This window comes from Kribbella capetownensis, from assembly GCF_004331485.1.
In the GTDB taxonomy this organism is placed as follows: Bacteria; Actinomycetota; Actinomycetes; order Propionibacteriales; family Kribbellaceae; genus Kribbella; species Kribbella capetownensis.
This window is the reverse complement of the sequence record NZ_SJKD01000002.1, coordinates 767,471-785,496: the sequence shown is the minus strand read 5'-3', so window position 1 is coordinate 785,496 and position 18,026 is coordinate 767,471. Positions and strand designations below refer to the sequence as shown.

The window sequence follows — 18,026 nt, the reverse complement described above, 5'->3', positions numbered from 1 at the left end:
TGCTCAAGGCAACGTACGGCGTCCGGCGGCGGTGAGCACCCGCAGCGCGTTGAGGGTGATCATCTCGTTCGGACCACTCCGTCCCCAGTCGACGACCTCCGGGGTCCGGGTGCCGCCGAGCGGTCCCCACCACGGCGTACCGGCGTTCCATCGACCGTCCGGTCGTCGTTGCCGCTCCAGCTCGTCCAGGGCGTCGGCGGCGCGCTCGTCGCGTGCGAGTCCGAGCCGCGACAACACCAGCAGGGCCTGCAGGATGTCGTAGTGCCAGTACGGCGGGTAGGCCGGCCGCAACCATCGCTTGTTGATGACCGCACCGGTCGACATGCTCCGGAACAGCCGGTGCTCGAGGAACAACTCCCCTGCCCGCAACGCGGCATTCTGCGCGGCGGTCTCTCCGGTGGCGCGGTAGTACTCCTGCAGGCCCCAGGCCGCGGCATGCGTCTCGTGGAAGGACGAACGGCGGCCGGATGCCTTCCGGTCGCAGTTCCAGCCGCCGTCAGGCCACTGCCACTCGATCAGTCCCTCTGCGAGCTTCTCAACCCGGGGAACCGCCGCCATACCCAGCCGTGCACACGCCCCGAGGGTGTTGCCTTCGATCGAGCCGCACCGCCGTACCAGTCCGTCGACGACACTCACGCCGTACTTGAGTGACCGCATCACCTCAGCCAGGTCGTACTCCGCCGCCTCCACCGCCCGCGGCTCACCGGCCGGCACCTCCAACTCCACCAGCGAAACGATCCGCCAGTGCGCGCCGGTCCACTTCCGGTACGCCCGCTTGTCCGCACAGGCATCAGTCAGCAACGTCTGCACGATCGCCCCACTCAGCACGTCCTCCCCGTGCTCCTCCTCCAGCAAATCCCGCCGAGCCATTCCCCGAACCGCCGGCTCCACCGACCCCACCAACCACGCCACCACGTCCATCCCCCCAGTCTGGGCCGCCCCGCCGACAATTGCGCGGGACTGTCGGTGGGGGGTGGTTGGGTGCGGAGGTGGATCTTGTGGAGCTTTCGGAGCGGTTGGAGAAGTTGTCGGGGCGGTACGGCGAGGTGCTGGGGTTCGAGCGGGATCCGGACTGGTTTCTGCTGAAGTTGCAGGAGGAGGTCGGAGAACTGACGCAGGCCTACCTACAGCACACCGGACGGGCTCGGTCGAAGGGTCTGAGCGGCGAGCAGATCCGCGACACGTTCCACCAGGAGTTCGCGGATGTGTTCTGCCAACTGGTGTTGCTCGCCCGGCAGCACGACGTCGACCTCCCCCGCGAGATCGAGCGGAAGTGGCTCGCGCACGAGTCCTAGCGTCAGTCCTGCTTCGGGCGGATCGCGAACATGATCGCGAGGACGAAACCGGGGATGGCGAGGACCCAGGTGGAGCTGAGGTTCAGCAGGACCGGGGCCAGGCAGAGGATGAGGAGGTCGAAGCCTCGCATCGGCTGCGAGAACAGGCCGGGCGGGATCGCGCCCATCGGTGAGGCGACCAGCGGTCCGGAGTACGACGGCGGCCGCGCGGAGGCCTGGCGTACGGCGCCCGACAGCATGCCCGCAGCAACCGCGAAGGCAGCGGCACCGCTCCCGATGGCCGGGAACGCCAGCGCTGCCCACACCGCAGCGAACAACGCCGGGACGACCGCCATGATCACCCGCAGCTCGCGCAGGTCCATCCCGAGCGCGCGGACCAGGCCGGTCGAGCGGCACACCGATCGCAGCCCGTCCATCAGCGGCCGTACGGCGACGAACCCGGCGAACCCAGCCGCGATCGGCACGAGTACGTCGAAGCCGGTCCCCGCGACGGCATACGGTACGACGAGCAGCGCGAAGCCGATCACGAGCCGTCGGGGCCAGCGCAGGATCCGCAGGAACTCCCGCTGCACCAGGGCAGCACCCCGCGACCCACGACCACGCCGCGTCCGCACACGGCCCTTCATCCGCCAGTGCCGCCCCGCAACGACGTCGGCCAGCATGCTGATGTCCAGACTGCTCGCCGCCCCGGCGAGACCGGCCAGCAGTTCACCACCGGCGATCACGGTGGTCCGCGTGAGCTTGTCGAGCGTCCGAGCGGTGATGATCACCAGCGCAACCACCACGAACAGACAGACCACCCCGACCACGAGGAAGTGCGCCTGCGCCGACGTCAGCAGCGGCGGCTCCGACGAGGACTGGCTGATGGCAATGAGCGGAGTCCCGCTGATTGACTGATCCGACGCCGGCTCACGGCGAACGGCCAGCCACACCGCCGGAATCGCGGCCGCGATCAGCAGTACGTCGGCCACCCGAAGCGTCCACCTGCTCCGCTCCGCCGACTGCTGCGCCCACACCGTCACACAGGCAGCGCAGACCAGCAGCGACGCAGTCAGCACCGACGCTTCCCCGATCGACCGCAACTGCGCACCGAGCAACGCCCAGGCAATCACCGACGCCACAGCGCCGGCAACCGCCACGATGACGATCACAAGCCAGTACGCCGGCCGCAGCAACGCGGTCCGATTCACCGGAGTGGCGAGCAACCAGAACCCGGCCGCCCGCGACGCCGACACCGGCCCGACACTCAGCAGCACCCGCAGCGTTGTTGCCACGAGCAACGGCACGAGCATCCACGGCAGGTAGTGCGCGAGGTCCAGGCAGGCCGCCGTCGTACAGCGGGACGCGTCCGCGTTCAGCTGCCGCAGCACGTTGCCGCCGGTCGCCCCGGCCATCGCGAGCGTGAACAGGACCAGGTAGACGTCCTCGAAGATCTGGCCGAACGAGCGGTCCGCCCGGCGCCGCCGGGTCGTGCGCATCCATTGGCGCAGCGCCCGCGACGTCGGAATGGCGCCGAAGTCCGACGGGTCGAAGACGACCGGACCGTCCGCTGAACTCATGGCAGTGGGGTCAGCGTGACGATGGAGTCCGCGACCGACTCGACCAGGGCCGGATCGTGGCTGGCGAACAGAATCGACGTACCGGACCGCTTCTCCTCGCTCAGACGGTTGGACAGCCACTGGACGCCGCCGACGTCGAGGCGGGCTTCCGGCTCGTCCAGGACGAGGAGTTTGCGCGGCCGGACCAGTGCCGTCGCCAGGGCGAGGCGGCGGCGCTGACCGGAAGACAGCGAACCGGGCAACTGGTCCGCGGCGGGCAGCAGGCCGATGTCGTCGAGGAGGGTGTCGACCAGGTCCTCCGGCTCTGGGTTGCCATGGGCGCGGGCGAGCAGGTCGAGGTGCTCGGCCGCGGTCAGGTCCGGGAAGAAGTCGAGGTCGTCGAGCAGGGTGGCGACGTCGCGTCGTACCGCTTCGGCACGTTCGTCGATCGGCAGGCCGTCCAGCAGGATCTTGCCGGCCGCGGGTTCGGCCGAGCCGACGATGCACTTGAGCACCGTCGTCTTGCCGGCGCCGTTCGGCCCGACCAGCGCGATCGCCTTGCCCGGCGCCAGGCTGAACGTCAGGCCTTCGATCACCGGGCGATCGCCGTACTTGTGCTGCAGCCCCGACACGGCGAGGCGCGCCGCCACCTTGCTCACGCCTCGCTCACTTCTTGCGGACCAGGGTGAGCCCGTCACCGATGCCGAGCATGACGACATCGACCCGGGCGTCCTTGGCGATATGTGCGTTGAACTCCTTGCGGTCGACCGGATCCTCGTCGTGAACGCCGACCACGCGCCCGCCGGCCAGGGTGTTGTCGAACAACATCAGCCCGTTCGGCCGGATCAGTGGCAGCACGGCCTCGAAGTACTGGACGTACCAGCCCTTGTCGGCGTCCACGAAGGCCAGGTCGAACTCGCCGTCCAGCTCGGTCGCCGACTGGTGCGCGTCGCCGATCCGCAGGTCGATCTTGTCCGCCACGCCGGCCCGCTCCCAGTACTTGCGGCCGATCGAGGTCCACTCGTCGTCCACGTCGAGGCAGATCAGCCGCCCGTCGTCCGGCAGCCCGCGCGAGATCGCCAGCGCCGAGAAGCCGGTGAAGGTGCCGATCTCGACCGCCCGGCGGGCGGAGATCAGCCGGGTCAGCGTGGTCAGCAGAGCGGCCTGGTCCGGGGTGGTGAGCATCACCGCGGCGCGTCCGAGCCCCTGGGTCTCGGCGACCAGCTCGGTGGCGATCTCGTCCAGTGGCATGCCGTGCGCGACCATGTAGTCGTGCAACTGGTCGGTCACCTGCACCTGATTTCCCATCGAATCCCGCCCTCCGTGTATTAGATCGGTCGCCTGTAGTCTCTATGGGTTGCCCGAACGACGATCAACCACCCCACCCGAGGGAGCACCCCGCATGCGCATCGCCGTCGCCGGATCGATCGCGACCGACATCCTGATGACGTTCCCCGGACGGTTCAAGGACCAGTTCCTGGAAGAACAGATGCACAAGGTCTCGCTGTCCTTCCTGGTCGACGAGCTGGTGGTCCACCGCGGCGGCGTCGGGGCGAACATCTGCTACGGCATGGCCCAGCTCGGTCAGCCCTCGCTGCTGGTCGGCTCGGTCGGTGCCGACTTCGCCGAGTACGGCGCCGCGCTCACCGAGGCCGGTGTGGACGTGTCGCACGTGCGGGTCTGTGAGAACGTACACACCGCCCGGTTCACGTGTACGACCGACCTGGACGCGAACCAGATCGCCTCGTTCTACACCGGCGCGATGGCCGAGGCGCGGGAGCTCGACCTGGCGGCGATCCACGCCAAGACCGGCGGGATCGACCTGGTGCTGATCGGCGCCGACGACCCCGAGGGCATGCTCAAGCACACCGACCTGGCCAAGGCGCACGGGATCGCCGTGGCCGCGGACCCGTCCCAGCAGCTGGCCCGGATGGAGGGTGCGGAGATCCGGCGGCTCGTCGACGGGGCGACGTACCTGTTCAGCAACGAGTACGAGGCCGGGCTGATGGCGCAGAAGACCGGCTGGAGCCACGGCGAGATCCTGGAGCGGGTCAGCGTTCGCGTCACCACCCATGGCGGCGACGGCGTGGTCATCGAGAACACCGGTGGCATCCTGGCCAAGGTCCCGGCCGTGCCGGCGCCGGGCCTGGTGGACCCGACCGGCGGCGGTGACGCCTTCCGGGCCGGCTACCTCACCGGCCGCGCCGCGGACCTCGACCACGAGGCGGCCGCCCAGATCGGCTGCACCCTGGCCACCACGGTCCTCGAGACGGTCGGCACCCAGGAGTACACCCTGGACCGCGCCGCGTTCCTCGACCGCCTGGAGTCGGCATACGGCGCGGACGCTGCCGCCACCGCGGACGGCGCCCTGAAGTCGGCCTGACGGCTCAGAGCACGTCCATCGTGAAGGTGGCCTGCTTGGTGCTGGCGACGCTAACCCGGATCCGGTAGCCGGCCGGTGACCTGGAGCTGCCAGTCAGTCCGCGCGGACGCCGCCGCCGACCGAGCGGACCAGCTCGGTCAGGCGGTTGAACACCCGCTCCGCGCCGAGGCCGTCGTGCTCGTACTCGTTCGTGACCCAGGCCTGCACATTGCCGACCCGCCGGGCCGTGTCCAGTTGCAGCCCGGAGTCGACGTACATGTCGTCGAAGTACACCGCGGCCGCCACCGGTACGTCGTTCGCCGCGAGCCGATCGAGGTCGTACAGCTCCGACCACCGCGGCCGCGCCGCCAGGACCTCGACGGCGGCCCGGAAGGGACGCAGTCCCCGGATCTCCTCGAACATCCAGGGGTACATCATCTCGCCGGTGAACAGCACCGGCCGCGCGTCCTCGGCGAACTCCGGCCGCCGCGCCCGCTCGGCCTCGGCAGCCCAGGCAGTCGCACCCTGACCGGATCCGTAGATGCTCTCCTGCAACGCCGCAAACAGCGGCCCGCCGTCGTACGACGACTCCACCATCACCTGGCTCAGGAACGTGTCCGACAACGCGTCCCCGTCGAACGCCTCGTCGAGCAGCCAGTGCATCCGCTCGTACCCAGGCTTCATCCCGAAGCCGATCCCGAGCGTCTGGAACCGCCGTACCGTCAGCCGGTCACCGTCCGGCAGCCGTACGTCGTCCGCCGCGAGCCGGTCGGCGATCGCGGCGACCCGGTCCACGTTGTGCGGATAGCGCCGGTAGAACTCGCGGTTCTTCGCCTCGACCCGCGGATACGTACGCCGGTACACCTCGGCCGCATCCGGGTCGATCGAGGCTAGGCCGCCTGTCACGTAGCACGCGGTCAGCGCCTCGGGCGCCTTCGAGAGATAGGTCAGCGTCAGGAATCCGCCGTAGCTCTGCCCGAGCGTCGACCACTTGACCCCGCCGAACACGGTCGTCCGCAGATGTTCGGCGTCCGCGATGATCGAGTCCGCGCGGAAGCACGCGAGGTAGTCCGCACCGGCCTCGGCGCTCTCGAACGACTCCATCCGCCGCGCGCTGATCGGCGTACTGCGACCGGTGCCGCGCTGGTCGAGCAGGATCACCCGGTAGGTCTTCAGCGCCGTCCCGATCCACCCGGTCGGCTCGACCGGGCGCGGCGCCTTCCCGCCCGGTCCGCCCTGCAGGTACAGCAGGTAGGGCAGATCGTCGTCCTTGCGGACCGGGTCGACGACCTCGCGGGCGAACACGTCGATGCGATCCGGACCGTTCGGAGCAGACCAGTCCAGCGGTACCGAGAAAGTGTGTTCGCGGATGTGCATTCCAGGGATCGTGTAGCTGGTCATAGGCGTGGGTCCACCGGTTCCGACTCGAGGGCTAGGACGGAGAAGACGCATTCGTGGATGCGCCAGAGCGGCTCACCGCGGGCGGCTCGCTCCAGGGCCTCCAGGCCGAGGGCGTACTCGCGGAGTGCGAGTGAGCGCTTGTGACCTAGGTTGCGGTCGCGGAGACGCTCGAAGTTCGCCGGCTCGGTGTAGTCCGGGCCGTAGATCAGCCGCAGGTACTCCTGCCCGCGGACCTTCAGCCCCGGCTGCGCCAGTCCCTTCGCAGTCCGGGTCAGGTTGGCGGCCGGCTTCACGACCATGCCTTCACCACCCGCGTCAGTGAGCTCCTGCCACCACGCGACCGCGGCATCCCAGCCCGACATATCGACGTACAAGCGCCGGGTGGGCGTGATCAGATCCGGGCCGGCGGCAACCATCCGGTCCCCGATCCCCAGGTGCCAAGCGTGCGGCCGCTCCTGGTACGTCGCTCCGTCCGACGCGAGGACCTGGAACGGCGCGACCCGGATCCCGTCGAGCCCGTCCGTCGGCCAGCAGTACCTTCTGTAGGCCGCGGTGAAGCGCTCGACATTCGCCGTACGACGCTCTGTTGCGGTGAGCAACCGATCGACGTCGAGCCCTGCTGCGGAAGCCGATTGAAGCGCTGCGGTTGCTGCTGGCAATGAGTTGCGAGCAGCCGCACCGACAGCGGCGTACTGGTTGCGGAGCAGGTCCTCGGCCTTGGCGCTCCACGGTAGGAGCTCGGCGTCGAGCAGCAGCCACGACGTGTCGAGCTCGTCGAACACGCCTGCCTGCTCGACGACGGCTCTCAGCCGGAGCAGGAGCTCGTCGGTCAGTGGAGCTTCGAAGAAGGACCTTCCGGTGCGGGTGTGGACCGCGCCGCGACCGGCCAGACCGAAGCGCTTCTCGGCGACATCGTCGTCCCGGGTCAGCAGGACCACGGCGCGGGAGCCCATGTGCTTCTCCTCGCACACCAACTCGGTGACACCTTGACCCTTGAACGCCTCGAACGCCTGCAGCGGGTGCTCCAGCAGCCCGGGTTCGCTCGAGGTGGAGACCGGACTCATCGTCGGCGGCAGGTACAGCAGGAAGCGCGGGTCGATCGCGAATCGGCTCATCACCTCCAGCGCGGCGCCGGCCTGCTCGGCCCGGATGCTCAGCCGGCCGTGAGTCAACGTCTCGATCACCCGGCGACCGGTCACGTCGGTGAGCTCGAGAACGTCGGGCTCGCGTGCGGGCGCGGTTGCCACATGCAACGGTTTCGCCGGGGCGTAGTACTCCTCGGCCGCCTGGATCGAGACCAACTCTCGTTCGGGGTAGCGCAGCGCGGTGAGCGCGCCGCCGAAGACGCAGCCGGTGTCGAGGCAGATGGTGTTGTTGATCCACTCCGGCTCCGGGGTCGGCGTGTGGCCGTAGACGACCATCGCGCGGCCGCGGTACTCGTTCGCCCACGGGTAGCGGACCGGCAGGCCGAACTCGTCCGTCTCGCCGGTCGTCTCGCCGTACAGGCAGAAGGAACGGACCCGACCGGACGCGCGGCCGTGCATACGCTCGACCAGGCCGGCGTGCGAGACGACGAGCTTGCCGCCGTCGAAGACGTAGTGCGAGATCAGGCCGTCGATGAACTCTGCGACCGCGTCACGGAACTCCGGCGGTTCCTCGGCCAGTTGCTCGAGCGTGGTCTCGAGACCGTGGCTGATCTTGACGTTCCGGCCCCTGAGTGCCTTGAGCAACTTGTCCTCGTGGTTGCCGGGAACGCAATACGCGTGGCCGGCGGCAACCATTCCCATCACCAACCGCAGTACGCCGGGCGTGTCCGGGCCGCGGTCGACCAGGTCACCGACGAAGATCGCGCGGCGGTCCGGGTGGACGGCGTCGATCGGGCGGCCGATGGCGTCGCGGGTGAGGGTGTAGCCGAGCTCGGTCAGCAGTTGTTCGAGCTCGGCGCGGCAGCCGTGGATGTCGCCGATGATGTCGAACGGGCCGGTCTGGTCGGTCACGTCGTTGAACAGCCGGGTGCGCTCGATGCTGACGGCATCGATCTCCTCGACGCTGTCAAGAACGTGGACCGTGCGGAAGCCCTCGCGCTTCAGGCTGCGCAGACCGCGTTTCAGCTGCGAGCGCTGCCGGGCAACGACCTTGGCGCCGAACTGGCGGTCGGGTCGCTGGGCGTTGCGCTCCACGCAGACGCGCTCCGGCGGGTCGAGGACGATGGCGACCGGCAGTACGTCGTGCTCACGCGCCAGAGCAACCAGCTCCTTGCGCGCCTCGGGCTGCACGTTGGTCGCATCGATCACGGTCAGGCGGCCGGCGGCCAGGCGCTTGGCCGCGATGAAGTTGAGCACCTCGAACGCGTCCGCGCTCGCTGCCTGATCGTTCTCGTCGTCCGAGACCAGCCCACGGCAGAAGTCACTCGAGATCACCTCGGTCGCCTTGAAGTGCGTCCGCGCGAAGGTCGACTTCCCCGACCCGCTGGCCCCCACCAGCACAACAAGAGACAGCGCTGGGATGTCGATCGTCGTCATCAGGCGGCCACCTTCTCGAGCTGGCGGAAGAGGGCGAGCTGAGTGGGCGGACCGACCTCGGGATCCTCAGCCCCGACCGGCCGGAACTCCACCCTGTAGCCGAAAACCCGGGCAACCTCGTGAGCCCAGGACTGGAATTCGGTTCGGGTCCATTCGAAGCGGTGGTCGGGGTGGCGGAAACGGCCGGTGGGCAGGGACGGGAAGCGAACGTTGTAGTCGCTGTTGGGGGTGGTGACGATGACCGCGGCCGGGCGCGCAGCTTGGAAGACGGACTTGGCCAGAGCGTGCAGTCGCGGTGGGTCGACGTGCTCGATGACCTCCATCAGGACGGCAGCGTCCAGGCCGGTCAGCCGGTGGTCGGCGTACGTCACCGACGACTGCAGGAAGCGCAGCCGCTCCCGCTGGCGGTCGGGCAGATCGTTGTAGTGCAGCCGCCGCTTGGCGCCGATCAGCGCCCGCGCGGACACGTCGGTCGCGATCAGTTCGCCGACCATCGGGTCCTTCAGCAGCTCACCGACCAGCGCGCCCTCACCGCACCCCAGGTCCGCGATCCGCCGCGCACCGAGCTCCCGCAGTACCCCGGCAACCGTCTGGCGACGTTCGACCGCCAGCGACACCGAGCCTTCCTCCGACGGCTCCTCCACGAGCTCCACGCCATCGGCCTCGGCGAGGCGCTCCAGGGCGGTGTCGGCGAGGTAGCGGCGGTGGGCCAGGTAGCGGTGCGAGATCAGGTCCTTGTCCGGATGCCCCCCGAGCCAGCCCTCACCGGCCCGGACCAGCTTGTCCACCTCGTCCGAACCGACCCAGTAGTGCTTGGCGTCGTCCAGCACCGGGAGCAGGACATACAGGTGATTGAGTGCATCTGCCAGCCGGAGTACGCCGGTCAGCCGCAGATCGACGTACCGGGAGTCACCCCACGCGGGGATCTCCGGATCGAGCGGCACCGGCCGAGCGTCGACATTCCAGCCGAGGGGTCCGAACATGCGGCCGGCGAGCTCCGCGCCGCCGTTGCACGGCAGCGCGGGGACGTGGATCTCCAGCGGGATCGGCCGAGCAGCCAGGTCGGGACGGGCGTCGCAGCGGCCGTTCATCGCGGTCCGGAAGAGCTTGCCGAGCGCGACGGCGAGCAGGCTGGAGGCGGCGTACGGCCGGTCGTTCACGTACTGCCCGAGGGTGAACCCCTCCTGCGCCTTGCCCCGCCCGGAGCGGACCAGCGCGATCGGGTCGATCTCGAGCAGGACGGCCGCCGTACAGCGCTCGTCGGTTGCCTGCGGGTAGAACACATGCGCTGTGCCGCCGGTCACCTCGATCCCCTGCGGTCGCGCGGGGTTCTTGTGCAACAGGAACCCGAAATCGCTCGCGGGTGCGTCTACTCCGGCAAGGTCGGTGGCTAGCGTCAGGAACACTTCGGTATTCGATCACGGGACGCGGCCGGACCGGGACCGAAATACCGCGTGGGCCGGATCGAGGTTCGAGACACGCGGGGAGACCTCTGGCGTGTCGGCCGGTTTGGTTCTAGCTTGATTTGAGAAGAAGAGTCGCTACAGACCGTCCTTCCCCGCTGACAGTCGGTAATGTCCCCGGTTTGTGGCGAGCGCCCACCCACGCCGACAACGGGGAAAGGACCATGGCACCCTCAGGCCAATCCAGTTCGAGTTACTGCGGTTCCGTGCCCTCCGGCGAGGTCCGCCGGTGAAACCCCAGACCTTCGAACTCGTCCGTTACACCGATATCAGCGGAGTCTCCGGCACCGGCATCGTGGCCGAAGGCTGTGTCTTCACCGACGGCTCGGTCGCGCTCCGCTGGCACGGCCCGAACCCGTCCACGGCGATCTGGCCGGATCTGGACTCCATCCTCGCCGTCCACGGCCACTGCGGAGCCACCGTGGTGCGCTGGATCGACGTCTGCGAGATGGAACCGGTCCCCGGCACCGATCTCCTTCCAGGCGAGGTAGCGCACATCCTCGCCACCGGACGGCACACCCACCACCGCCCACCGGCGGTGGCCACGGCCTGATCGCCGGCTACGGCGTCAGACCCGTGAGCGCGAAGAACTCCTGGCGGGAGCTGGCGTTCTCGCGCAGCGTGCCGTGTAGGGACGACGTGACCGTGCGGGAGCCGGTGGCGCGAACGCCGCGCAGCGACATGCACTGGTGCTCGGCCTCGATCACCACGCCGACGCCCTTCGGCGCCAGGTGGTCCTGGAGCCAGTCGGCGACCTGCTTGGTCAGCCGTTCCTGGACCTGGAAGTCGCGGGCGAACAGTTCGACCACGCGGGCCAGTTTGGACAGCCCGAGAATCCGCTCCCCCGGCAGGTAGCCGACGTGCGCGACGCCGGTGAACGGCAGCAGGTGGTGCTCGCACAGGGACTGGACCGGGATGTCCTTGGCCAGGACGAGTTCGTCGTACCCCTCGTCGTTCGGGAACGTGGTCAGCTCGAACTCGCGTGGAGTGAGCATCTCGGCGTACGCATCGGCCACTCGCCTGGGGGTGTCGGCGAGGTGCGCGCTGTGCGGGTCCCGGCCGAGCGCGGTCAGCAGATCCACGACGGCCCGCTGGGCGGCGGGGAGATCGATCTCCGCGCGACCGGGGACAATATGGAGGGGGACGGATTCGAGATCGGCCGAAATCGCCATCTGCACACTCCCTGAGGGGTCAACGGACGAAGCAAGCATACATTTTCATCAACGGATCTTGTCGATAGAATCATCCCGTGGACACATCCTGGGACGCGAGCGTGCAGGCCGTCGCCGTGCTCGAGGAGCCGACGCGACGCCGGCTGTACGAGTACGTCGTCGCCCAGCCGGCGCCGGTGAGTCGCGAGGAAGCAGCCGCCGCGCTCGGCATCCCCAGGACCACCGCCGCCTTCCACCTGGACCGGCTGACCGAGGAGGGCCTGCTCGCGACCGGCTTCGAGCGCCGCTCCGGGCGCACCGGCCCCGGCGCCGGGCGGCCCGCGAAGCTCTACCACCGGTCCGACCGTGAGATCGAGATCACCCTCCCCGAGCGCCAGTACGCTGTCGCCGGCCGGCTGCTCGCGGCCGCGGTCGAGGACGCCGAGACGACCGGCTGCTCACCCCGCGACGCGGTCAACCGCAAGGCCGAGGAGTACGGCGAGGCCCTCGGGAGGACCGGATCGGGCCTCTCGCTGACCGAGATCCTCGAGCGGCACGGCTTCGAGCCGCGCACCGCCGACGACGGGATCGCGCTCGGCAACTGCCCGTTCCGCCGCCTCGCCGCCGAACATCCCCGGCTGGTCTGCGGGATGAACCTGCACCTCGTGACCGGCCTCCTCAACACCATCGACGAGCCCCTGGAAGCCCGCCTCGACCCGCAGGCCGGTCACTGCTGCGTCCGGGTCGTCGGTCCTGGCCTAGGCTCGGCGGGTGGCGAAGAGTAGGCAGAGCCAGGGGACGCCGGCGACGGTTGCGTTGACGAAGGCGAAGGTCGAGTTCAGCACGCACACGTACGAGCATGATCCGGCGGCGAAGTCGTTCGGGCTGGAGGCGGCCGAGGCGCTGGGGCTGGCGGCCGAGCAGGTGTTCAAGACCCTGCTGGTCGAGGTCGACGGCAAGCTCACGGTCGGCGTCGTACCGGTCGACAAGCAACTCGACCTGAAGGCGATCGCGGCCGCGGCCGGCGGGAAGAAGGCGGTGATGGCCGACCCGGCCGCCGCCGAACGCACCACCGGGTACGTCGTCGGCGGTATCAGCCCGATCGGCCAGAAACGCGCCCTGCCGACGGTGGTCGACAGCACGGCCACCGAACACGCCAAGGTCTACGTGTCCGGTGGCCGCCGCGGTCTCGACATCGGCCTGTCCCCCGCCGACCTGATCACCGTCACCAAGGCGGCGACGGCAGCGATCGCCCGCTGATCAGCCGGTGATGCTGGGCTTGCCGATCTCCAGGTGCCCGGTGAGGCGACGCCGGTACGACGTGTCGTCCGGGCTGGTGACCTCGACGTCGTACCAGCCGTGGTCGGTCGGCCAGGACAGCGACCGGCTCTGCTTGCCCCGCAGTTCGACCGTGACGGTCTTGCTGCCGTAGCCGCGCGCCTTCAGCTTGACGGTGATCGCCTTGCGCGAGGTGTTCACGAGTTCCAGTTCGAGCTCGTTGCCGTGCCGGTCGGTGCGCACGTCGAGTCCCGCGGCCTGTCCGTCGACGGAGCCGGCCAGGTCGGCCCAGAACCGGTTCGGACCCTGGACCGCCAGCTCGAACGGACCGTCCACCGCGATCTCCTCGACGCGCGAGCGCCGTACGTCGACGTGCGCCGGCAGCGGCAGCTCACCGCCGTACGGGTAGATCGCGAAGTGTGCGGCCTGGTCCCCGTCGTTGCCGAGGGCCAACATCAGCTTGCCATCAGCAACGAAGCCGGAAACCGACGGCTGGTAAGGCAAAGCACGGGCCGGACGACGGCCGTGCTCCTGCTGCGGCACTGCCTGGTCGGCCGGCGGCGTCGGCTTCCACCGCGCGATCGGCGCCGGCACCGGGCCGGGTGCGTCCACCGACGGCTGCCGGTACGCACGGTCGAAGTCGAACGCCGACGTGAGGTCGCCGCACGCGGTCCGGCGCCAGGTGCTGATGTTCGGTTCCTGCACACCGGTCCAGCGTTCGAGGAACTGGATCACCGAGGTGTGGTCGAACACCTGCGAGCTGACGTGTCCGCCGACGGTCCACGGCGACACCACGGTCATCGGCACCCGCGGCCCGAGTCCGATCGGCTGACCGGCGTACCAGTCGTCGCCCTCACCCGAGGCAGGCCGCGGCGCGACCGGCGGCGGGACGTGGTCGAAGTAGCCGTCGTTCTCGTCGAAGTTGATCAGCAGCACGGTCTTGGACCAGGTCTCCGGGTCCGACGCGATCGCGTCGAGGAGCTCGTAGACCAGGTTCGCGCTACCCACCGGCGTGGACGAACCGGGGTGCTCGGAGTCGACCGCGGACGGCACCAGCCAGCTCACCTGCGGCAGCTTCCCGGCCTTGATGTCGGCGCGGACCCGCGGGATCAGCGACTCCGGCTCGGACCGGTACATCGCCTTGCGGAACAGCTTCTGATCCTTGATCGGCAGCTGCTCGACCGCCGCGTCCAGCTGCTTCAGCGCGTCGGTCCGCTCGGCCGGCGTCTTCGCGAAGAGCTTGTCGTAGAACTCCTCGGTGGTGCGGTAGCCGCCCGGCACCGACGCCAGGATCCGGTGCCCCAGCTCCTTGAAGGTCATGAAGTACTCGACCGCGTTGTCGGTGAAGTTGTCCCACTCCTGGTAGATCTGCCAGGACACACCGGCCCTCTCGAGCCGTTCCGGGTACGCCGTCCAGTCGTAGCCCAGGTGGTTGTAGTCGTACGCCGCGTTGGTGACCGCGCGCTGCGTCGTACCGGGCTCGTAACCGGTCGTGCCGGACCACAGGTAGTTGCGGTTCGGGTTGGTGGACCCGTTGACGGAGCAGTGGTACGCGTCGCAGATCGTGAAGGTCTCAGCGAGCTCGTACTGCAACGGGATGTCGCGACGCTCGTAGTGGGTCATGGTGGCCGACGTCTTGGCCTGGACCCAGTCGTCGCGCCAGCCGTTGCTCCAGGCCTGGGTCGCGTCGCTGTAGCCGTGGTCCAGCGCACCGAGGTACTGAATGTCGTCGGGCTGCCGGCCGGCCGCGGCCGCCGCCTCGCGGACCGAGAACGGCAGCACCTCGCCGCCGCCGGTCTGGGGCTGGTGGAACACGCTCTTGCCGTTGCGCAGCCGCAACGGCTGCCGGTCGCCGAACCCGCGTACGCCGCGCAGGGTCCCGTAGTAGTGGTCGAACGAACGATTCTCCTGCATGAGCACGATCACGTGCTCGATCGCTCGCAAGCCACCTCGCCGCACAGGTTGCGCCATCGCGGTGTGCAGCGAGGGTGGGAGCAGCGACAACGCTGCCCCACCCGCCGCCGAACCGAGCACCAGGCGCCGGGAGATCTCAGTCATGCCCCGGACAGTAAGCAAGGCCTGTGGCCGCCGCGCAGCCGCCAGATGAACAGCTATCCGCGCCGAGCGACCGCGGCATCACGCAGCTTTTCGAGCACCGCCTCGGTGGTTTCCCAGCCCATGCAGGCGTCCGTGATCGACTGCCCGTAGGTCAGCTCGCGGGTCGGGTCGAGCTCTTGCCTGCCCTCTTGCAGGAACGACTCCAGCATCACGCCGACGATCGCTTTGTTCCCCGCGGCCACCTGCGCACCGATCTCGCCCGCAACCACCGGCTGCCGGCGGTGGTCCTTGCGGCTGTTGCCGTGGCTCGAGTCGACGACGACCCGCTCCGCGAGGCCGGCCTTCCGCAGCAGTTCCTGGGCTCCCGCGACCGACTCGGCGTCGTAGTTGGGTCCGCCGTCGGAGCCGCGCAGGACCAAATGGCAGTCCGGGTTGCCTCGGGTGTGCAGGATGGCGGGCGCACCGTCGTGGTCGATACCGGTGAACACGTGCGGTACGGCGGCCGCCTTGATCGCGTCGACCGCCGTACCGATCGAGCCGTCGGGGCGGTTCTTCATGCCGACCGGCATCGACAGGCCGGACGACAACTGGCGGTGCACCTGGCTCTCCACGGTCCGGGCGCCGATCGCGCCCCACCCGACGAGATCGGCGATGTACTGCGGCGTGATCGGGTCGAGGAACTCGCAGCCGACCGGGAGGCCGAGCTCGAGCACCTGCAGCAGCAACTGCCGGGCGGTCCGCAGGCCGCGGTTCACGTCACCGGAGCCGTCCAGGCCCGGGTCGTTGATGAGGCCCTTCCAGCCCAGGGTCGAGCGCGGCTTCTCGAAGTACACGCGCATCACCACGAGGAGGCCGTCGGACAGGCGCTCGGCGACCGGACGGAGGCGTTCGGCGTACTCGAGCGCCGCCCTCGCGTCGTGGACCGAGCAGGGGCCGACGACGACCAGCAGGCGGTCGTCGACGCCGTTCAGTACGTCGGCGACCGCCTGACGGCCGCCGACGACGGTCCGGGCCAACGCGTCACTCAGCGGCAGTTCGTCGTGCAGCGCCAGCGGAGTGACCAACGGGACCGTCTTCTCGATCCGTCGATCGACGACGGCCGCCTGACTGGTCTGCGGTATCGATTGGTGCTGGGGGATGGTGTTCATGACTGGGGACCTTTCCGCCGACGCCGCGGAAGGTCGCAGGCAGCCGGCTGGGAACGAGAAAAGGCAAGGACGGATGTCCTTGCCTTCGGGCCGGCTCTGGTGTCTTCGGTGGGCGTCAGCGATCGGCTGAGTCGCCCGGCACCAAGGCCGGCCACTCAAAAAATCGCCAATAGCTGCGCTTCACGGCACCGAGAGTACCACCGGCGCGGAAAGTCCGTGGCATCCGCGCCTCGGTCATGGTTGTCTCAGCGGGTGAACATCCGTACCGCGCGCCCGGACGAACTGGAGCTCCTGCGCGAGCTCGAGGTCGCCGCCGGCGTCCTCTTCCGCGACATCGGCATGACCGACATCGCCGAGCATCCGGCGCCGCCACTCGAGGTCTTCGAGGAGAGTCGCCAGGCCGGCCGGCTCTGGGTCTCGACCGACGCCGACGACCGCCCGACCGGGTTCGTCCTGGTCACCCTGGTCGACGACGCGGCGCACATCGAGCAGGTGAGTGTCGATCCGGACCACCAGGGTCAGGGCCTCGGCCGTCTGCTGATCGAGCACGTCGACTCGTGGGCTGCCGGGCAAGGGCTGGAGGCACTCACCCTCAGCACCTTTCGCAGCGTGCCCTGGAACGGCCCGTACTACGCCCGCCTCGGCTTCGTGGAGCTGCGGCCGGACGAATGGACTTCCGGCCTGACCGAACTCCTGGCCGCCGAGACGGCGTTCGGACTCGACCCGGCGCAACGCCTCTTCATGCGCCGGACTGTCACTCCTCAGTAACCGCAGGCGGTCCGGGCTCGTTGAGGGCTGCAAGACGGGTCGACACGATGAGGAGTGCAGCACGGTGGTGAGGCCACGGACCTTCGAGTTGGTTCGTTACCGGGATCCCAGTGGCGTGTCGGGCACCGGAGTCGTCGCAGAGGGCTGCGAGTTCAGCGACGGGTCGGTGGCGCTGCGCTGGTGCGGTGACAATCCCGCGACAGCTGTCTGGCCGAATCTGCACTCGGTGCTCGCGGTGCACGGCCACCACGGCGCGACCGAGGTGCGCTGGATCGAGCCGCAGCAGGCGGCACGCCCGCATCCCGCCGCCGACATCGATCACCTCTTCGACGAGCTGCACGAGATCCGTCCGCCCGCCTCGATCGCAGATCCGTCCACAGGCAGCCACGCCCGAGGATGGGCAGGCGCCCGCCATCTCCGGTAGAACATGGCCGTGACACAGATTTATCTGGTCCGGCACGGGGAGCCGGACTACGAGACGATCGATTCCCGGGGCTGGCCCGGGATGGCGGCCGACTCCGCCCCGCTCACCCCGCTCGGGACGAAACAGGCCCAGGAGCTCGCGGACCTGCTCAGCGGGATCGGAGCGACGTACCTGGTCAGCTCGCCGTTCACCCGCGCGCTGCAGAGCGCCGCGATCATCGGTCACCGGCTGGCCCTCGGCGTCCGGGTCGACTACGACCTGCGCGACTGGCTGCCGGACCACACCGGCGCGTGGCGCGGCATCGCCGAGGTACGGGCCGCACAGGCCGAGTTCGAGGCGTACGACGGCGAATGGCCGGAAGGCATCCAACGGCCCTGGGAGCCGCTGTCCCGGGTCCGTGAGCGGGCCCGCGCGGCGCTCACCCGGCATTCCGCGAGCACGGACGGCCCGGTGCTGGCGATCACGCACGCGATGGTCATCCGTGCCCTGACCGGCGAGACCGGCACCCCGCACGGCGCACATGAGTACTACCGGTTCGACCCGGCCGGCGAGGTCTGACCTGTCCGGGACCGGACAAGTGGCGCAAGTCACACCCGGTGATGACGTGAACACACTCTC

Annotated in this window: 18 protein-coding genes; 8 read left to right on the top strand and 10 right to left on the bottom strand. The window is 69.3% G+C overall.

Annotated elements, in window-relative coordinates:
* Positions 1–3: 3 nt before the first annotated feature.
* Positions 4–921 carry a glycoside hydrolase family protein gene (locus E0H75_RS14070; RefSeq protein ID WP_131513928.1) on the bottom strand — a complete coding sequence of 306 codons (918 nt, stop codon included), beginning with the start codon at positions 919–921 and terminating at the stop codon, positions 4–6.
* A 77-nt stretch (positions 922–998) separates the two neighbouring features.
* Here E0H75_RS14070 and E0H75_RS14065 point away from each other — a divergent pair, with 77 nt between their 5' ends.
* On the top strand, positions 999–1,295 hold the full coding sequence (locus tag E0H75_RS14065; RefSeq protein ID WP_238163002.1) for a nucleoside triphosphate pyrophosphohydrolase family protein: 297 nt from the start codon (positions 999–1,001) through the stop codon (positions 1,293–1,295).
* Between the two features lie 2 nt (positions 1,296–1,297).
* Here E0H75_RS14065 and E0H75_RS14060 read toward each other — a convergent pair whose 3' ends face one another.
* From E0H75_RS14060 to E0H75_RS14050, 3 genes are read right to left on the bottom strand one after another with little or no spacing between them, the layout of a single operon-like run.
* Entirely contained in the window at positions 1,298–2,854 is a 1,557-nt protein-coding gene (locus tag E0H75_RS14060) for a DUF6297 family protein (RefSeq protein WP_131513926.1), read from the bottom strand.
* Positions 2,851–3,492: an ABC transporter ATP-binding protein gene (locus tag E0H75_RS14055; protein WP_238163001.1), complete on the bottom strand. Its 642-nt coding sequence runs from the start codon at positions 3,490–3,492 to the stop codon at positions 2,851–2,853. Before E0H75_RS14055 ends, E0H75_RS14060 begins: the two co-directional genes overlap by 4 nt.
* A gap of 7 nt (positions 3,493–3,499) precedes the next feature.
* Complete coding sequence (locus E0H75_RS14050) at positions 3,500–4,141, bottom strand: O-methyltransferase (protein ID WP_131513924.1); 642 nt, start codon at positions 4,139–4,141, stop codon at positions 3,500–3,502.
* A 94-nt stretch (positions 4,142–4,235) separates the two neighbouring features.
* Here E0H75_RS14050 and E0H75_RS14045 point away from each other — a divergent pair, with 94 nt between their 5' ends.
* Positions 4,236–5,216, top strand: coding sequence for a carbohydrate kinase family protein (locus E0H75_RS14045; protein ID WP_131513923.1), 981 nt, complete (start codon positions 4,236–4,238; stop codon positions 5,214–5,216).
* Between the two features lie 93 nt (positions 5,217–5,309).
* Here E0H75_RS14045 and E0H75_RS14040 read toward each other — a convergent pair whose 3' ends face one another.
* From E0H75_RS14040 to E0H75_RS14030, 3 genes are read right to left on the bottom strand one after another with little or no spacing between them, the layout of a single operon-like run.
* The gene (locus E0H75_RS14040) at positions 5,310–6,596 is read right to left on the bottom strand and encodes an alpha/beta fold hydrolase (RefSeq protein WP_131513922.1); all 1,287 of its coding nucleotides are present in this window, start codon (positions 6,594–6,596) and stop codon (positions 5,310–5,312) included.
* Complete coding sequence (locus tag E0H75_RS14035; RefSeq protein WP_131513921.1) at positions 6,593–9,118, bottom strand: polynucleotide kinase-phosphatase; 2,526 nt, start codon at positions 9,116–9,118, stop codon at positions 6,593–6,595. Before E0H75_RS14035 ends, E0H75_RS14040 begins: the two co-directional genes overlap by 4 nt.
* Positions 9,118–10,524, bottom strand: a complete 1,407-nt coding sequence (locus E0H75_RS14030) for a 3' terminal RNA ribose 2'-O-methyltransferase Hen1 (protein WP_131513920.1) — start codon at positions 10,522–10,524, stop codon at positions 9,118–9,120. Before E0H75_RS14030 ends, E0H75_RS14035 begins: the two co-directional genes overlap by 1 nt.
* Before the next feature lie 286 nt (positions 10,525–10,810).
* On the opposite strand from E0H75_RS14030, the gene E0H75_RS14025 reads away from it, so the two are divergent.
* A complete protein-coding gene (locus E0H75_RS14025; protein ID WP_131513919.1) occupies positions 10,811–11,134 on the top strand; it encodes a hypothetical protein in 324 nt (107 codons plus the stop codon).
* A gap of 7 nt (positions 11,135–11,141) precedes the next feature.
* Here the strand turns inward: E0H75_RS14025 and folE are convergent, their stop codons facing one another.
* Positions 11,142–11,753 (bottom strand): GTP cyclohydrolase I FolE, encoded by a 612-nt coding sequence (gene folE / locus E0H75_RS14020; RefSeq protein WP_131513918.1) that lies wholly within the window; start codon positions 11,751–11,753, stop codon positions 11,142–11,144.
* A 77-nt stretch (positions 11,754–11,830) separates the two neighbouring features.
* Between folE and E0H75_RS14015 the strand changes: the two genes are divergently transcribed.
* Both E0H75_RS14015 and ybaK read left to right on the top strand, forming a co-directional pair.
* Complete coding sequence (locus tag E0H75_RS14015; RefSeq protein ID WP_131513917.1) at positions 11,831–12,517, top strand: helix-turn-helix transcriptional regulator; 687 nt, start codon at positions 11,831–11,833, stop codon at positions 12,515–12,517.
* Positions 12,504–12,992 (top strand): Cys-tRNA(Pro) deacylase, encoded by a 489-nt coding sequence (gene ybaK / locus E0H75_RS14010; protein WP_131513916.1) that lies wholly within the window; start codon positions 12,504–12,506, stop codon positions 12,990–12,992. The genes E0H75_RS14015 and ybaK overlap by 14 nt, the downstream gene beginning before the upstream one ends.
* On the opposite strand, the gene E0H75_RS14005 is transcribed toward ybaK, so the two are convergent.
* Together E0H75_RS14005 and E0H75_RS14000 are read right to left on the bottom strand one after the other, a co-directional pair.
* Positions 12,993–15,068, bottom strand: coding sequence for a phosphocholine-specific phospholipase C (locus tag E0H75_RS14005; RefSeq protein ID WP_131513915.1), 2,076 nt, complete (start codon positions 15,066–15,068; stop codon positions 12,993–12,995).
* 53 nt (positions 15,069–15,121) lie between these two features.
* Positions 15,122–16,216, bottom strand: coding sequence for a 3-deoxy-7-phosphoheptulonate synthase (locus tag E0H75_RS14000; protein WP_131513914.1), 1,095 nt, complete (start codon positions 16,214–16,216; stop codon positions 15,122–15,124).
* 252 nt (positions 16,217–16,468) lie between these two features.
* Here E0H75_RS14000 and E0H75_RS13995 point away from each other — a divergent pair, with 252 nt between their 5' ends.
* The 3 genes from E0H75_RS13995 to E0H75_RS13985 all read left to right on the top strand — a co-directional run bounded on the left by E0H75_RS13995 (position 16,469) and on the right by E0H75_RS13985 (position 17,966).
* Positions 16,469–16,984 carry a GNAT family N-acetyltransferase gene (locus E0H75_RS13995; RefSeq protein WP_131513913.1) on the top strand — a complete coding sequence of 172 codons (516 nt, stop codon included), beginning with the start codon at positions 16,469–16,471 and terminating at the stop codon, positions 16,982–16,984.
* Between the two features lie 67 nt (positions 16,985–17,051).
* Positions 17,052–17,408, top strand: coding sequence for a hypothetical protein (locus E0H75_RS13990; protein WP_131514115.1), 357 nt, complete (start codon positions 17,052–17,054; stop codon positions 17,406–17,408).
* Between the two features lie 9 nt (positions 17,409–17,417).
* Positions 17,418–17,966: a histidine phosphatase family protein gene (locus E0H75_RS13985; protein ID WP_131513912.1), complete on the top strand. Its 549-nt coding sequence runs from the start codon at positions 17,418–17,420 to the stop codon at positions 17,964–17,966.
* The last annotated feature ends 60 nt before the right edge of the window (positions 17,967–18,026 follow it).

Bases quoted from the DNA above. Each gene is read 5' to 3' on its own strand.
- E0H75_RS14035 (WP_131513921.1), bottom strand. From the start codon at position 9,118: ATGACGACGATCGACATCCCAGCGCTGTCTCTTGTTGTGCTGGTGGGG.
- E0H75_RS14045 (WP_131513923.1), top strand. From the start codon at position 4,236: ATGCGCATCGCCGTCGCCGGATCGATCGCGACCGACATCCTGATGACG.
- E0H75_RS14040 (WP_131513922.1), bottom strand. From the start codon at position 6,596: ATGACCAGCTACACGATCCCTGGAATGCACATCCGCGAACACACTTTC.
- E0H75_RS14005 (WP_131513915.1), bottom strand. From the start codon at position 15,068: ATGACTGAGATCTCCCGGCGCCTGGTGCTCGGTTCGGCGGCGGGTGGG.
- E0H75_RS14060 (WP_131513926.1), bottom strand. From the start codon at position 2,854: ATGAGTTCAGCGGACGGTCCGGTCGTCTTCGACCCGTCGGACTTCGGC.
- E0H75_RS14050 (WP_131513924.1), bottom strand. From the start codon at position 4,141: ATGGGAAATCAGGTGCAGGTGACCGACCAGTTGCACGACTACATGGTC.
- folE (WP_131513918.1), bottom strand. From the start codon at position 11,753: ATGGCGATTTCGGCCGATCTCGAATCCGTCCCCCTCCATATTGTCCCC.
- E0H75_RS14070 (WP_131513928.1), bottom strand. From the start codon at position 921: ATGGACGTGGTGGCGTGGTTGGTGGGGTCGGTGGAGCCGGCGGTTCGG.
- E0H75_RS14000 (WP_131513914.1), bottom strand. From the start codon at position 16,216: ATGAACACCATCCCCCAGCACCAATCGATACCGCAGACCAGTCAGGCG.